The sequence below is a fragment of the Thauera sp. 2A1 genome (genome assembly GCF_009469595.2).
Taxonomy (GTDB): domain Bacteria; phylum Pseudomonadota; class Gammaproteobacteria; order Burkholderiales; family Rhodocyclaceae; genus Thauera.
Genome location: NZ_SSXV01000001.1, coordinates 12,617 through 26,826, shown reverse-complemented (window position 1 = coordinate 26,826; position 14,210 = coordinate 12,617). Strand labels below are relative to the sequence as shown.

Genomic DNA, 14,210 nt, shown 5'->3' with positions numbered 1-14,210 from the left:
GACTACGAAGCGCACCCGCCAGGGTGCGCTTTGCGATCGAACAATCGGACTCCGATTACTCGATGATCTTGGCGACGACGCCGGCACCGACGGTGCGGCCACCTTCGCGGATCGCGAAGCGCAGACCTTCTTCCATGGCGATCGGCGCGATCAGCTTCACGGTGATCGACACGTTGTCGCCCGGCATGACCATCTCGGTGCCTTCGGGCAGCGAGATCGAACCGGTCACGTCCGTGGTACGGAAGTAGAACTGCGGACGGTAGTTGTTGAAGAACGGGGTGTGACGGCCGCCCTCTTCCTTCGACAGCACGTAGATCTCGCCGGTGAAGTGGGTGTGCGGGGTGATCGAACCCGGCTTGCACAGCACCTGGCCACGCTCGACGTCTTCACGCTTGGTACCACGCAGCAGCACGCCCACGTTGTCGCCCGCCTGACCCTGGTCGAGCAGCTTGCGGAACATTTCCACGCCGGTGCAGGTGGTCTTGACCGTCGGCTTGATGCCGACGATCTCGATTTCCTCGCCGACCTTGACGACGCCGCGCTCGACACGACCGGTCACCACGGTGCCGCGGCCCGAGATCGAGAACACGTCCTCGATCGGCAGCAGGAAGGGCTTGTCGATGGCGCGCTCAGGCGTCGGGATGTAGCTGTCGAGGGCGTCCGCCAGGCGCATGATCGCCGGCTCGCCGATGTCCGACTGGTCGCCTTCGAGCGCCTTCAGCGCCGAACCCTTGACGATGGGAATGTCGTCGCCCGGGAAGTCGTACTTCGACAGCAGCTCGCGCACTTCCATCTCGACCAGCTCGAGCAGCTCCTCGTCGTCGACCATGTCGCACTTGTTCAGGAAGACGATGATGTACGGCACGCCGACCTGACGGGCCAGCAGGATGTGCTCGCGCGTCTGCGGCATCGGGCCGTCAGCGGCCGAGCACACCAGGATCGCGCCATCCATCTGCGCCGCACCGGTGATCATGTTCTTCACGTAGTCGGCGTGACCCGGGCAATCCACGTGCGCATAGTGGCGCGTGGCGGTCTCGTACTCGACGTGCGCGGTGTTGATCGTGATGCCGCGCGCCTTCTCTTCCGGCGCCGCGTCGATCTGATCGTACGCCTTGGCTTCACCGCCGAACTTCTTCGACAGGATCGTCGTGATCGCCGCCGTCAGCGTCGTCTTGCCATGGTCAACGTGGCCGATCGTACCGACGTTCACGTGCGGTTTCGTCCGCTCAAACTTACCCTTAGCCATATCGCTATCCTTAAAATCAGAACCAGAAAAACCAGTGCGGCAGCCAAATCACATTGGCCGCCGCGCCAGGCCAGGCAGAAAATGAGTGGTGCCCATGACGTGGATTGAACACGTGGCCTCTCCCTTACCAAGGGAGTGCTCTACCACTGAGCTACATGGGCTCCGAAAAACAGCAAAACCGCAGCAAACCTGGAGCGGGTGAAGGGAATCGAACCCTCGTCATAAGCTTGGAAGGCTTCTGCTCTACCATTGAGCTACACCCGCACTTACCACGATGCAAACAAGGAGTCGATCCGACTCAACCGCCCGCCGCACATCAGCACGGCGCGACAAACAAATTCGTTGGTGGAGGGAGAAGGATTCGAACCTTCGAAGGCAGAGCCGTCAGATTTACAGTCTGATCCCGTTGACCGCTTGGGTATCCCTCCACGCGGCGAGCCCCGAACTATAGGCGTCGAACTCGATCGTGTCAAATACTTTTCACCTCAGTCTGGCAAGAATTCTGCGGGGGGCCGAACTCATGCCCCCTGCTCCGTCGCGGTTGCATGATGTCGTTGCCCGTCACGGAAGCGATAATGGCCGACCCGACCCAGGAGAGTAGACCGATGCGCGCCCCCTCTGACCACGAACGCCGCGCGCTGCCGCAGGCCTTCATTGATGCGATGAATGCCCGCTTCGGCGCGCGCTTCAGCCTCGGCGAGGCCGTCCGCGCGCATCACGGGCACGACGAGTCGCACTTTCCGGATGCGGCGCCCGACGCGGTGGTGTTCGCGCATGGCACCGACGAGGTGGTTTTCGCCGTGAACACCTGCCGCACGCATGCGGTACCGATCATCCCTTTCGGCGTCGGCAGTTCGCTCGAGGGCCACATCCTCGCGGTGCGTGGCGGCCTCACCGTCGACCTGAGCGAGATGAACCAGGTGCTCGCCATCCACGCCGAGGACATGGACGCGGTGGTGCAGCCAGGCGTCACCCGCAAGCAACTCAACAACGCCCTGCACGGCAGCGGCCTCTTCTTCCCGATCGACCCGGGCGCGGACGCGAGCCTGGGCGGCATGGCCTCGACGCGGGCCTCCGGCACCAATGCGGTGCGTTACGGGACCATGCGCGAGAACGTCCTTGCACTGACCGCGGTGCTGGCCGACGGGCGCGTCGTCCGCACCGGCGGGCGCGCCCGCAAGTCTTCGTCCGGCTACGACCTGACGCGGCTGCTGGTGGGCTCTGAAGGAACGCTGGGCATCATCACCGAGCTCACCGTGCGGCTGCATCCGCTGCCCGAAGCGGTCTCCAGCGCAGTATGTGCCTTCCCGGACATCGTCGATGCAGTCAATGCGGTGATCCAGACCATACAGCTCGGCGTGCCGGTGGCGCGCATCGAGCTGCTGGATGCGCTCACGGTGAAGGCGATCAACCGCTACAGCAAGACCACCTTGCGCGAATCGCCGATGCTGTTCTTCGAGTTCCACGGCTCGCCCGCGAGCGTCGAGGAGGAGGCGCAGACGGTGCAGGAGATCGCGCGCGAGCATGGCGGGCTGGATTTCGAATGGGCGAGCCGCCCGGAGGATCGAACACGTCTGTGGGCGGCACGCCATGACGTCCTGTTCGCCAGCCTCAACCTGAGGCCCGGAAGCCGCGGCATCTCCACCGACGTGTGCGTGCCGATCTCCCGCCTCGCCGAGTGCGTGGACGGCGTGCGCGGCGAGATCGACGCCAGCGGCCTGATCGCGCCCATCGTCGGCCACGTGGGCGACGGCAACTTTCACTGCGTGATCCTCGTCGATCCCGACGATCCGGCCGAGATCGCCCGCGCTGAAGACCTCAACCGGCGCATCGTCGAGCGCGCGCTCGCGATGGGCGGCACCTGCACCGGCGAGCACGGCATCGGCATCGGCAAGCAGGAATTCCTGCTGCGCGAGCATGGCCGCGAAGCCATCGACACCATGTGGCTGATCAAGCAGGCGCTCGACCCCTACAACCTGATGAATCCGGGCAAGGTGCTGCCACCCGGCTGAACGGCCTCCGGCCCTTCCGGACTCGTCACCGCAAACCTTCTGTCGATCAGGGTATCCAAGGATTGAGCCAGCCTTGCCCGAGGGCTAGGCTGGACTGAATCGCGGCCGGCCCTGCCCACGAGGCGTCGCCGGCCAGCGCGATGCGCAGCACGCCAAAGATACGGACTTTGGAAGGAGGCGGCGAAATGGCGGAAGCCGATCCGCGGGCCGATGCGAGAGCAAGCGGCGCCGATGTACGCAATGCTCATGTTCCCAGCCTGGATGACAAGTATTCGCAGGCGAGCGGGCGAGTGTATCTGAGTGGCTACCAGGCGCTTGTGCGCCTGCTGCTGATCCAGAAGGCACGCGACGAGGCTGCCGGCCTCGACACCGCCGGCTTCGTGTCGGGCTACCGCGGCTCGCCGCTCGGCGGACTTGACCAGACGCTGTGGAAGGCCAGGAGCCACCTGCAGCGCGCCGGCATCGTCTTCCAGCCGGGCATCAATGAAGACCTGGCGGCGACCGCTGTGTGGGGCAGCCAGCAGGTCAACCTGTCGCCGCAGGCGAAGCACGACGGCGTGTTCGCGATGTGGTACGGCAAGGGGCCGGGCGTCGACCGCTGCGGCGATGTCTTCCGCCACGGCAACGCGGCCGGCAGCTCGAAGCGTGGCGGCGTGCTGGTGATCGCCGGCGACGACCATGCGGCCAAATCCTCGACACTGCCACACCAGACCGACCACTTCTTCAAGTCGATGATGATGCCGGTGCTGACGCCGGCCGGTGTGCAGGAATACATCGACTTCGGCGTGCACGGCTACGCGCTGTCGCGCTATTCGGGTTGCTGGGTCGCGTTCAAGGCGCTGGCGGACACGGTGGAGACCTCTGCCTCGGTCGATGTCGATCCGCTGCGGGTGCAGGTCCGCCTGCCGACCGACTTCGCACTGCCGGTGGACGGACTCAACATTCGCTGGCCGGACCCGCCGCTGGTGCAGGAGAAGCGCCTGCTGCACTACAAGCTGTATGCGGCGCTGGCCTATTGCCGCAGCAACGGCCTGAACCGCACGGTGATCGACTCGCCTGCGCCACGGCTGGGCATCATCACTTCGGGCAAGAGCTACCTGGACGTGCGCCAGGCTTTCGACGACCTCGGCATTGACGAGGCGCTGGCGGCCGAGATCGGCATCCGGCTGTACAAGGTCGGCATGGTATGGCCGCTCGAGGCGGACGGCGTACGCGCCTTCGCCGAGGGCCTGGACGAGATCCTGGTGGTGGAGGAAAAGCGCCAGTTGCTCGAGTACCAGTTGAAGGAGGAGCTCTACAACTGGCGCGAAGACGTGCGCCCGCGGGTCATCGGCAAGTTTGACGAGAAGGGCGAATGGGCTCATGTGGTCCGTCCCGACGGCACGATCGACCACGGCGACTGGCTGCTGCCTGCCGCCGGCGAGCTGACGCCGGCGATGATCGCGCGCGCGATCGCCTCGCGCATCGACCGCTTCTTCACTTCGGAACGCATCCGCTCGCGGCTCGCCTTCCTCGAGGCCAAGGAGCGCACGCTGGCGGCACGCAACTTCGCCATCGACCGGGTGCCGACCTTCTGCTCCGGCTGCCCGCACAACACCTCCACCCACGTGCCCGAAGGCAGCCGCGCGTTGGCCGGCATCGGCTGTCACTACATGGTCACCTGGATGCCCGAGCGGCGCACCGGCACCTTCACCCAGATGGGCGGCGAGGGAGTGCCCTGGGTCGGGCAGGCGCCCTTCACCAACGAGAAGCACATCTTCGCCAACCTGGGCGACGGCACCTACTTCCACTCCGGCCTGCTCGCCATCCGCCAGGCAGTGGCCGCGAAGGTGAACATCACCTACAAGATCCTCTACAACGACGCGGTGGCGATGACCGGCGGCCAGCCGGTGGACGGCAGCCTGTCGGTGCCGCAGATCGTGCAGCAGTTGCGCGCCGAAGGGGTCCAGAACATCGTCGTCGTCACCGACGGCAGCGAGCGCGCCTACGGCCCGGCCGACCTGCCCCACGTGCCGCTGCGCCACCGCGACGAGCTCGACGCCATCCAGCGCGAACTGCGCGAGTCGGGCGGCGTGACCGCATTGATCTACGACCAGACCTGCGCCGCCGAGAAGCGTCGCCGACGCAAGCGCGGCACCTACCCCGACCCGGCGCGGCGCGTGTTCATCAACGAGGCGGTATGCGAGGGCTGCGGCGACTGCGGCGTCAAGTCGAACTGCATGTCCATCCTGCCGGTGGAGACCGAATTCGGGCGCAAGCGCCAGATCGACCAGTCGTCGTGCAACAAGGATTACTCCTGCCTGAACGGCTTCTGCCCCAGCTTCATCACGATCGAAGGCGGCCGCCTGCGCAAGGGCCAGGCGGTGCAGGCCGACGAGACCGCCTTCGCCGAACTGCCCGAACCGCGGATCCCCGCCACCACCCGGCCCTTCGGGCTGCTGGTGACCGGCGTCGGCGGCACCGGCGTGGTGACCATCGGCGCACTGGTGGGCATGGCTGCCCACCTCGACGGCAAAGGGGTCACGGTGCTCGACATGACCGGCCTGGCGCAGAAGGGCGGCTCGGTCTTCAGCCATGTGCGCATCGCCGACCAGCCAGAGTCACTGCACGCGGTGCGGATCGCCGCCGGCGAAGCCGATGCGGTGATCGGTGGCGACGCGATCGTCACCGCCAGCGTGGAGGCATTGGCCAAGGTTTCGACCAGCCGTACGCGCGCGCTGGTCAACATCGCCGAGACGCCGACTTCGGCCTTCGCACGCGACCCGGACTGGAAGTTCCCGCTCGATCGCATGCAGGCCGCGATCCGCGACGCGACCGGCGGCAATGCGCTGTTCCTCGATGCCAGCTCGCTTGCCGCCACGCTGATGGGCGATGCGATCGCGACCAACCTGTTCCTGCTCGGCCATGCCTGGCAGCAGGGCCTGGTCCCGGTGTCGCACGCCTCGCTGATGCAGGCGATCGAGCTCAACGCCACCGCGGTGGACATGAACAAGCGCGCCTTCCTGTGGGGGCGTCGCGCTGCGCACGACCTCGCCGCCGTGATGCGCTGCGCGCGGCCGCAGGCGTCGGTTCGGGCTCCGGCGAAGACGCTGGCCGAGCTTGTCGCGCGCCGCGTCGAGGTGCTCACCGCCTATCAGGACGCCGCCTACGGCGCGCGTTACCGCCGCCTGGTAGAAGGGGTGCTTGCCGTCGAAGCGGAAAAGGCCGGCGCCTCCAGCACCCGCCTCGCCGAGGCGGTGGCACGCAACTACTTCAAGCTGCTGGCCTACAAGGACGAATACGAGGTCGCCCGCCTGTACACCGACCCCGCTTTCTGGGATCGGGTGCACGCGACTTTCGAGGGCGATTTCGAGGTGCGCTTCCACCTCGCCGCCCCGCTGCTCACCCGTCCGGACCCGAACACCGGGCGCATCGCCAAGCGCAGCTTCGGCCCCGGCATGATGCGGGTGTTCCGCCTGCTGGCGCGCATGAAAGGGCTGCGCGGAACGCGCTGGGACGCGTTCGGATACACCGCCGAGCGCCGCGCCGAGCGCCAGCTCATCGCGCAATACGAGCGCGACGTTGCCGAACTGCTCGAGACGCTGAGCTGGGATCGGCTTGACGACGCGGTCGCCATTGCCCGCCTGCCCGAACAGATTCGCGGCTACGGCCATGTCAAGGCGCAGAGCATGGCGACTGCGGCGCAGCAGCGCGAACGGCTGCTGGCTGCCTGGCGCCAGACAGGCGCGCCGGCTTCCAAGGCCCGCAGCGCAGCGTGACGAGGCGGGCGGCGCTATGATCGCGGCCGTCCCGTTCGCCGCGCCACCCCATGCCCCCTGCCCTCAAAGCCCTGGTCGCCCAGCTCGCCGGCTGGCTGGCCGCTTTCCTGCTGGCGCGCAGTGGCGCGCTCGGCAGCGGCATCTGGCCGCTGGTGGCGACACAGGCGATCGGCGCCACAGGCGCTGCCTTCGCCTTGCGCAGCGCGCGCTGGTGGCTGCCGCTCCATCTCGCCTTCATGCCGCTGGTCGTGGCCGCACGCGCGCTGGACCTGCCGCCGGGCTGGTACCTCGGCGCCTTCATCGCCCTGCTGCTGGTTTACTGGACGAGCTTTCGCACTCAAGTTCCGCTCTACCTCAGCAACCGCGCCACCGCCGAAGCCCTCGCGCGCCTGCTGCCGCAAGGCCCGGCCCGCGTGCTCGACGTCGGCGCCGGCACCGGTTCGCTGCTGCGCCGGCTCGCCACATTGCGCCCTGACTGCCGCTTCGCCGGCGTCGAGCTGGCACCGGGCCCCTGGCTCGTGGGCAGCTTGCTGCTTGCTCGCCGAAGCCGGCAGGTCGAGTGGCGGCGTGCCGATCTTTTTTCCGTCCCGTGGGCCGACTACGATGTGGTCTATGCCTTCCTGTCGCCGGTGCCGATGGCGACCGTGTGGCGCAAGGCGGCAGCGGAGATGCGACCCGGCAGCCTGCTGGTCAGCAACACCTTCGAGATCCCCGGGCGCAACCCGGATTTCGTCGTCGAAGTCGGCGACCGTCGCGCCACCCGCCTGCTGGCATGGCGCATCCCGGCATCACGTGCGCCAAAATGACGGCGCGAATCGGCGTTATTTCGCCTCATGAAGTCGGGGCTCGCTGCCGATAATTCCCCATGCGGCACATCTGCCGCGTGCAGAGAAAGGAAGTACATGGCTGAGATCATCTGCGTGATCGGCAACAAGGGCGGCACCGGCAAGACCACCCTTTCGCACATGTTGTGCCAGGGTCTGGGCCTGCTGGGGCAGCGTTCCGCCTGCGTGCTGACCGACACGTCGCGCGAGCCGCTGCAGCCCGCTGGCCGCCGTTACATCACCGCCGATGCCCGCACGCGCGACGCCCTGACCAAGGTCGTGGACAAGCTGCGCACCCTCGACGACTGGATCGGCGTCATTGACGGCGGCGGCAACCGTACCGAGATGGACCGCAAGCTCTACGCGCTGTCGGACATCGTGCTGCTGCCGTTTCGCGAATCGCACGAGGATATCCGCACCGTCGTCCGCGACCTCGAGATGTTCCCGCGTGCCTACGCCGTGCCGTCGCAATGGCCGAGCAACCCGTGGCAGCGGGAGGCTGCAGACCGCAATGTCGCGCACTTGATGGGCGCCTACCGCCACCGCATCCTGAAGCCGGTCGGCGCCCTGTCGTCGTCCAAGCTGCTTTTGCAGAAGCAGGTTCCCGAGCAGTTGCCGACGCCCCTCGCCAACGCCTGCCGCGCCGTCGCGCGCCAGGTGCTGCAGGTGCTGGAAGTCGACTTTGCCGAACCGGCCATCGATATCGAGGAAGTCGAGGAAGTCGAGCGCCTGCCTGCGGCCGAGATGCCGATGCGCTTCGCCGCGACCGCACGCAGGTCGCACTGAGGTTTGCCAGGCGCCATGAAACGCGTCAGAGGCGCGTTCCGCTGCGCGCAATGACGATCAGCGCCTGCGCCCGGCTCGACACACCAAGCGCGCGGAAGATGGCGGACATGTGCACTTTCACCGTGCCTTCGGACAGGCCGAGCGCATCCGCGATTTCGCGATTGCTCTTGCCCAGCGCAAGCAGTTCCGTGACGCGGCCCTGAGCCGCGGTCAGCCCGAAGCGATCGCTGACCGGCCCCGCCGCGCGCCGTCCGGCGGCGGGTGTCGCGGAACCCCCATCGGGAACATGCACACCGCCATCGAGGACGATGCGCACCGCACGCAACATTTCCTCGCCGGAGCTCGCCTTGGACACGAAGCCGGATGCACCGCCCTTGATGGCGCGCTTCACCGAGGCCTCGTCATCCATGGCCGACACCACGATGGCCGGCACGTCGGGGAAACGCTTGGCGAGCACGCCGAGCAAGGCAAAGCCGTTCATGTCCGGCAGCATCAGGTCGACGATGGCGAGATCGACCCCGCCGCCCTCCAGCTTCTGCAGCGCAGCCTCGGCATTGCTTGCCTCGATGCAGTCGATGGCGGCATCGAGGCGCGCAAGCGTTTGCGCCATGGCCTCGCGGACCAGGGCATGGTCTTCGACGACGAGAATCTTCAGAATTTCGGCGCCCACCCGGCCCACCCCTTGTTTCGGCTTCGATGCGTGAAGCATAGCATGCCCATTCTGCGCCTCCCCCTATCGGCACAGCGCGAAAGCGGCGAGAATCTCGCGGTCGCGCCACAAGGCGGATCCCGTGTGCATGCAGCCGGGGCCGGGCCGCTCGCCACAGGCCGCAGTACATCGGCAACGGTCGCCTGCGTCGCGCACCGGGCCTGCCATGGCACCTGCACGCACCACCTTCCCGATGCCCTTTCGCCGCCTGGTCTTCCTGCTGTTGTGGTGCATTCTGCCGTTTGCGCTTAACGGGGCAGTCGCGCATGCGGGCAATGCCGCGGCCGAAGCGAGCGTCGCCGTCGTCACCAGCGCCAACGACGGGCCGTATCAGGAAACCGTGCAGGCATTGCGCGCCAGTCTGCTCGCGGCCGAACCCGAGGCCACGATCGAGGTGCTTGCCAACGCCGGGATCACTGCCGCAGACCTCGCAAACCGCCGGCTCGTCGTCACGGTCGGCACCCAGGCTGCGCAGCATGTTGCCGAACTGGCACCTTCCCGCCCGGTGCTGAACACCTTGCTGCCCGCCAGCGCATACGAACGCCTGCCGCGCGCGGCCGCTGGCAACACCCACACCGCCATCTTCCTCGACCAGCCAGCCGAGCGCCAGATCGCGCTGCTGCGCATCGCCCTGCCCGACTGGCCCCGCGTCGCGCTGGTCTCGGGCAGTGGCAGCGATCGATTGGCAAGCCGCCTGCGCGACGCGGCGATCGCCCGCCATCTGCAGGTGCGAGGCGCATCGATTGAAAGCGATGGCGAGCTCTATCCGGCCCTGCGACAGGTGCTGGCCGAACCATCGGTGCTCGTCGCGCTCCCCGACGCCAACATCTTCAATGCCAACACGGTGCAGAACGTGCTGCTCACCGCCTACCGTTACCGCTCGCCGGTGCTGGGTTTTTCTGCCGCCTATGTCCGTGCGGGCGCGCTGCTGGGCCTGTACTCCACGCCCGCGCAGATCGGCGCGCAGGCCGGCGCCGTTGCCGCACGCATGCTCGGCGGGGAGCGACTGCCCGCCCCGGCCGCGCCGAGCCAGTTCGAAGTGGGCGTCAACCTCAACGTGGCGCGCTCGATGGGCATCGCACTCAGGCCCGCGCAGGAACTTGGCGCCGAGCTCCAGCGCCGCGAACGAGGTCAGCCATGATCCGCAATTGGGGGGTCCGCGCCCGCGTGATGCTCGTCGCCGTGCTGCCCATGCTGGTGCTCGCCGTGCTGATGACCGCGCTGTACACATCGCTGCGCATCACGGACCTCGACCAGGCGCTCACCGATCGCGGCCGGGCCTTCGCACGCCAGCTTGCAGCCGCCAGTGAATACGCCGTGTTTTCCGGCGACCGCGAGGCCCTGCAGCAACTGGCCTCCACCGTGATGGGAGAGGAAGACGTGATCGGCGTGAGGATCGTCGGCCACGACGGCAACACCCTGGTGAACATCGGCCGGTTCGACGCCCGCCTGCCGGCCCTCGCCGGTCCGGGGGACCTGCACCCCGTGACCATCAAGGAGGGGCGAACCTTGCGCCTCGTCGAGCCCATCCGGGCGACCAAGCTGCAGCTCGACGACCTGCTCAGCGCGGCGGCATCGCAGCGCGGCAAGTCCGCCACGCGGAACAGCACGCTGGGTCTGGTCACAGTGGACCTGTCGCTCGACCGTCTGCAGCGCCGCCGTGGAGAACTCCTATGGACAGGCATCCTTTCGGTGCTGTTCGTTCTGACCGGCAGCCTGCTGCTGGCCGGCTACATGAGCCGTGGCGTGAGCGGGCCGATACGGCGCGTGGCCGACACCGCACTGCGGCTCGGCCAGGGGCGCCTGCACGAACGCGTGGCGATCACCGGCGGCGGCAGCCTGCGCAAGCTGGCCGAGGGCATCAACGAGATGGCCGAGCGACTGGCCGAGGTGCACGAGCACATGGCGCGCAAGATCGAGGAAGCCACTGCGGAACTGCGCACGCGCAAGGATGAAGCCGAAACTGCCAACCTCGCCAAGTCGCGCTTCCTGGCCGCCGCCAGCCATGACCTGCGCCAACCGATGCACGCCCTCGGCCTGTTCATCGCCGAACTCGACCAGCAGCCGCTGGCGCCCCGCGCGCACGAGCTGGCAAGGCACATCGCCGCTGCCGCGGAGGCGATGGAGAACCTGCTCGACAGCCTGCTCGACATCTCGCGGCTGGACGCCGGCGTGCTACGGCCGGCGCCCCGCCCGTTCAACCTGCAGCCGCTGCTCGAACGCATCGTCACCGGCCAGCGCCCGGCGGCCGCGGATCGCGGGCTGACGCTCGTCCTGCGTCCGGGCGAGTTCTGGGCGCGTAGCGATCCCGTGCTGCTCGAACGCATCGTCGCCAACCTCGTCAGCAACGCCGTCCGTTACACGCCGCACGGCACCATTCTCGTCGCCTGCCGGCGGAGAGGTGAGCGGGTGCGAATCGAAGTGCGCGACAGCGGCGTCGGCATACCGTCCGCGGCGCAGGAGATCGTCTTTCAGGAATTCGTTCAGCTCGACAACGCCGAACGTTCCCGCGACAAGGGCCTTGGACTCGGCCTGGCAATCGTCCGCCGCCTCGCCGACCTGCTCGATCACCGTCTGGAGCTGCGTTCAGCTCCGGGCCGGGGCGCGGTGTTCGCCGTCGAGCTTCCGCTTGCCGAGCCGGAGGCGAAGCCCTCGGAAAATGTGGACGAGCGCCCGCCCGGAGACCTTGGCGGCGTGCGCATTGCCCTGCTCGACGACGACCCGCTCGCCCGCGACGGCACCCGGGGCCTGCTGGCATCCTGGGGGTGCGAGGTGCTGTCGACCGAGACGGTGGAGGAACTGCGCGCGGCGCTGGCACCCGGTGACTGGCGGCCGGCCCTGCTGATCAGCGATTTCCGCCTCGGCGGCAAGCTGAACGGCATCGACCTGATCGGCCTGCTTCGCAGCCCGGACCAGTTCCCTGCGCTGCCCGCCATCCTGCTCAGTGGCGACACCGGCCCGGAGACGCTGGCCGCTGCCCAGCAAGCCGGCATCGTGCTGCTGCACAAGCCGGTACGCCCGGCGCGGCTGCGGGCGCTGATTCACCGCATGCTGAATGCGGCCGATTGAGCGCCGCCGTTCCTGTACCGGGTCGCCCGGCCTTGCTGCCGCGCAGAATGCTTCAGGCCGCAGGCATCGGTTATGATGATCTTGTCAAAGACCAGCCGGGAGCACTTGAATGTCTCAGGACCAGAACGCCCAGGATCCGCTCGAGTTCGTACGCGGAATGTGGCAGAACATGGGCTTTTCGCTACCGGGCATGGTGACGCCCACGCTCGACGTCGACGAGCTCGACAAGCGCATCGCCGACATGAAGGCGGTCGAGGGTTGGCTCAAGATGAACCTCAACATGCTGCAGATGAGCACCCAGGGGCTGGAGATGCAGCGCGCCGCCCTGGCCGCGGTGAAGGCGATGAGCCAGCATGCCCAGGAGGGCGAGACAGCCGACAAGGCGCAAAACCCAAACCCCTTCGCCGCTGCGGCGGCCATGTGGCCGTGGAACCTCATGGGAGGGCAGCCGGCAGCGTCGCAACCGGCCCCCGCGGGTGACGACAGGACGGCGCCGCGCAGCGCGTCGCGGCGCAAATCCACATCGGAAAAGTGAGCCCGCCGCGCTTCAGATGACGCCAGCGGCGCGCAGGCGGGCGATGTCGGCATCGCCCAGCCCGAGCGCCAGCAGGAGTTCTTCACTGTGCTCGCCGGCGCGGGAAGGCGCGGCAACCGCTGTCACCTCGAGGTCCGACATACGCACCGGCGGCGCGAACTGGCGTACGCCCTCCACGTCCTGAATCATGCCGCGTGCAACGATCTGCGGGTTTTCCATCGCCTCCTCCAGTCGCAGCACCGGCGTCACACAGCAATCCACCGTGTCGAACACTTCCACCCACTGCGCCTGAGTGCGCGAGCGGAAGATCGCCGCGACCTCCTCCCGCGCACGCGCGCCCTCCTCACCCGTGGCCAGGTGGGCGGCCTTGAGGTCCGGTCGACCCAGGGTGTCGCAGGTGAGGTGCCAGAACTTTTCCTCCAGCGAACCGACCGCCATGTGGCGTCCGTCGGCCGTCTCGTAGATGCCGTAGCACGGTACGCCGCCGGTCAGCAGATCCTCGCCGCGCGCACGCACGCCACCGTGGGCGAGCACCTCGGCGAGCGGGAAGATCGCATGCGCCATGGCGGCATGGGTCATCGAGACATCCACATGACGGCCGCGCCCGCTCGCGCGCGCGTCGATCAGCGCGACGAGCATGCCCATCACCGCCGCCATCGTGCCGCCCAGCAGGTCACCGATCTGCAGGTTGGACAGCGCCGGTGCGGCGCCCGCGCTACCGATCTGGTCGAGCACGCCGGCATAGCCGATGTAGTTGATGTCGTGCCCCGCCCGCAGCGCGTAGGGACCGGTCTGCCCATAGCCGGTGATGCTGCAATAGACGATGCGCGGGTTCTCCGCGGCCACGGCCGCATAGCCGAGACCGAGCTTGTCCATCACGCCCGGGCGGAAACCCTCGACCAGGGCATCGGCGTCCCGCACCAGGCGCAGGAACAGCGCCTTGCCGTCGGGGTGCTTCAGGTCCAGGCGCAGGCTCTTCTTGTTGCGGTTCACGACCTGGTAGAAATAGCTGGTATCGCCGCCCCTCACCCCCATCGTGCGCGCATAGTCGCCGGCGCCGGTGTCCTCCACCTTGATGACCTCGGCGCCGTAGTCGGCGAGATGCTGGGTGGCGAGCGGGCCGGGCAGCAGGCGGGTGAGGTCGAGGATGCGCAGCCCCTGCAAGGGGGGCGGTCGATGGCTGGATGCGGTCATGGCTGGTCGAGGGGGAAGAAGGAGAAAAAATGGGCCGCAGGCACCGAGGCCGACTGGCGCCCGGTGCCACGCGGCCC

At 67.7% G+C, this 14,210-nt stretch carries 10 protein-coding genes and 3 tRNA genes; 7 read left to right on the top strand and 6 right to left on the bottom strand.

Features of this window, described 5'->3' with window-relative positions:
- Positions 1 to 55: 55 nt before the first annotated feature.
- From tuf to GH664_RS00110, 4 genes are all read right to left on the bottom strand, one after another.
- Complete coding sequence (tuf, locus tag GH664_RS00125) at positions 56 to 1,246, bottom strand: elongation factor Tu (protein ID WP_153166131.1); 1,191 nt, start codon at positions 1,244 to 1,246, stop codon at positions 56 to 58.
- 86 nt (positions 1,247 to 1,332) lie between these two features.
- Positions 1,333 to 1,407 (bottom strand) — tRNA-Thr (locus GH664_RS00120).
- Between the two features lie 29 nt (positions 1,408 to 1,436).
- Positions 1,437 to 1,510 (bottom strand) — tRNA-Gly (locus tag GH664_RS00115).
- A 79-nt stretch (positions 1,511 to 1,589) separates the two neighbouring features.
- A tRNA-Tyr gene (locus GH664_RS00110) sits at positions 1,590 to 1,674 on the bottom strand.
- Between the two features lie 177 nt (positions 1,675 to 1,851).
- Between GH664_RS00110 and GH664_RS00105 the strand changes: the two genes are divergently transcribed.
- The 4 genes from GH664_RS00105 (at position 1,852) to GH664_RS00090 (ending at position 8,626) form a co-directional block, all read left to right on the top strand.
- Positions 1,852 to 3,258 carry an FAD-binding oxidoreductase gene (locus GH664_RS00105; protein WP_153166130.1) on the top strand — a complete coding sequence of 469 codons (1,407 nt, stop codon included), beginning with the start codon at positions 1,852 to 1,854 and terminating at the stop codon, positions 3,256 to 3,258.
- A 185-nt stretch (positions 3,259 to 3,443) separates the two neighbouring features.
- Positions 3,444 to 7,016 carry an indolepyruvate ferredoxin oxidoreductase family protein gene (locus GH664_RS00100; protein ID WP_153166129.1) on the top strand — a complete coding sequence of 1,191 codons (3,573 nt, stop codon included), beginning with the start codon at positions 3,444 to 3,446 and terminating at the stop codon, positions 7,014 to 7,016.
- A 50-nt stretch (positions 7,017 to 7,066) separates the two neighbouring features.
- Entirely contained in the window at positions 7,067 to 7,822 is a 756-nt protein-coding gene (locus GH664_RS00095; protein WP_153166128.1) for a class I SAM-dependent methyltransferase, read from the top strand.
- A gap of 96 nt (positions 7,823 to 7,918) precedes the next feature.
- On the top strand, positions 7,919 to 8,626 hold the full coding sequence (locus GH664_RS00090) for a hypothetical protein (RefSeq protein WP_153166127.1): 708 nt from the start codon (positions 7,919 to 7,921) through the stop codon (positions 8,624 to 8,626).
- A 25-nt stretch (positions 8,627 to 8,651) separates the two neighbouring features.
- Here the strand turns inward: GH664_RS00090 and GH664_RS00085 are convergent, their stop codons facing one another.
- Positions 8,652 to 9,284: a response regulator transcription factor gene (locus GH664_RS00085; protein WP_153166455.1), complete on the bottom strand. Its 633-nt coding sequence runs from the start codon at positions 9,282 to 9,284 to the stop codon at positions 8,652 to 8,654.
- 217 nt (positions 9,285 to 9,501) lie between these two features.
- Here GH664_RS00085 and GH664_RS00080 point away from each other — a divergent pair, with 217 nt between their 5' ends.
- From GH664_RS00080 to GH664_RS00070, 3 genes are all read left to right on the top strand, one after another.
- A complete protein-coding gene (locus tag GH664_RS00080) occupies positions 9,502 to 10,476 on the top strand; it encodes an ABC transporter substrate-binding protein (RefSeq protein ID WP_194270281.1) in 975 nt (324 codons plus the stop codon).
- Positions 10,473 to 12,404 carry an ATP-binding protein gene (locus GH664_RS00075; RefSeq protein ID WP_153166125.1) on the top strand — a complete coding sequence of 644 codons (1,932 nt, stop codon included), beginning with the start codon at positions 10,473 to 10,475 and terminating at the stop codon, positions 12,402 to 12,404. The genes GH664_RS00080 and GH664_RS00075 overlap by 4 nt, the downstream gene beginning before the upstream one ends.
- 109 nt (positions 12,405 to 12,513) lie before the next feature.
- Positions 12,514 to 12,939, top strand: a complete 426-nt coding sequence (locus tag GH664_RS00070; RefSeq protein WP_153166124.1) for a PhaM family polyhydroxyalkanoate granule multifunctional regulatory protein — start codon at positions 12,514 to 12,516, stop codon at positions 12,937 to 12,939.
- Between the two features lie 12 nt (positions 12,940 to 12,951).
- Here the strand turns inward: GH664_RS00070 and GH664_RS00065 are convergent, their stop codons facing one another.
- Positions 12,952 to 14,133: a CaiB/BaiF CoA-transferase family protein gene (locus tag GH664_RS00065; protein ID WP_153166123.1), complete on the bottom strand. Its 1,182-nt coding sequence runs from the start codon at positions 14,131 to 14,133 to the stop codon at positions 12,952 to 12,954.
- Positions 14,134 to 14,210: the final 77 nt, after the last annotated feature.

Coding starts and splice junctions, on each gene's coding strand:
- tuf (WP_153166131.1), bottom strand. CDS start 1,246: ATGGCTAAGGGTAAGTTTGAGCGGACGAAACCGCACGTGAACGTCGGT.
- GH664_RS00105 (WP_153166130.1), top strand. CDS start 1,852: ATGCGCGCCCCCTCTGACCACGAACGCCGCGCGCTGCCGCAGGCCTTC.
- GH664_RS00100 (WP_153166129.1), top strand. CDS start 3,444: ATGGCGGAAGCCGATCCGCGGGCCGATGCGAGAGCAAGCGGCGCCGAT.
- GH664_RS00095 (WP_153166128.1), top strand. CDS start 7,067: ATGCCCCCTGCCCTCAAAGCCCTGGTCGCCCAGCTCGCCGGCTGGCTG.
- GH664_RS00090 (WP_153166127.1), top strand. CDS start 7,919: ATGGCTGAGATCATCTGCGTGATCGGCAACAAGGGCGGCACCGGCAAG.
- GH664_RS00080 (WP_194270281.1), top strand. CDS start 9,502: ATGGCACCTGCACGCACCACCTTCCCGATGCCCTTTCGCCGCCTGGTC.
- GH664_RS00075 (WP_153166125.1), top strand. CDS start 10,473: ATGATCCGCAATTGGGGGGTCCGCGCCCGCGTGATGCTCGTCGCCGTG.
- GH664_RS00070 (WP_153166124.1), top strand. CDS start 12,514: ATGTCTCAGGACCAGAACGCCCAGGATCCGCTCGAGTTCGTACGCGGA.
- GH664_RS00065 (WP_153166123.1), bottom strand. CDS start 14,133: ATGACCGCATCCAGCCATCGACCGCCCCCCTTGCAGGGGCTGCGCATC.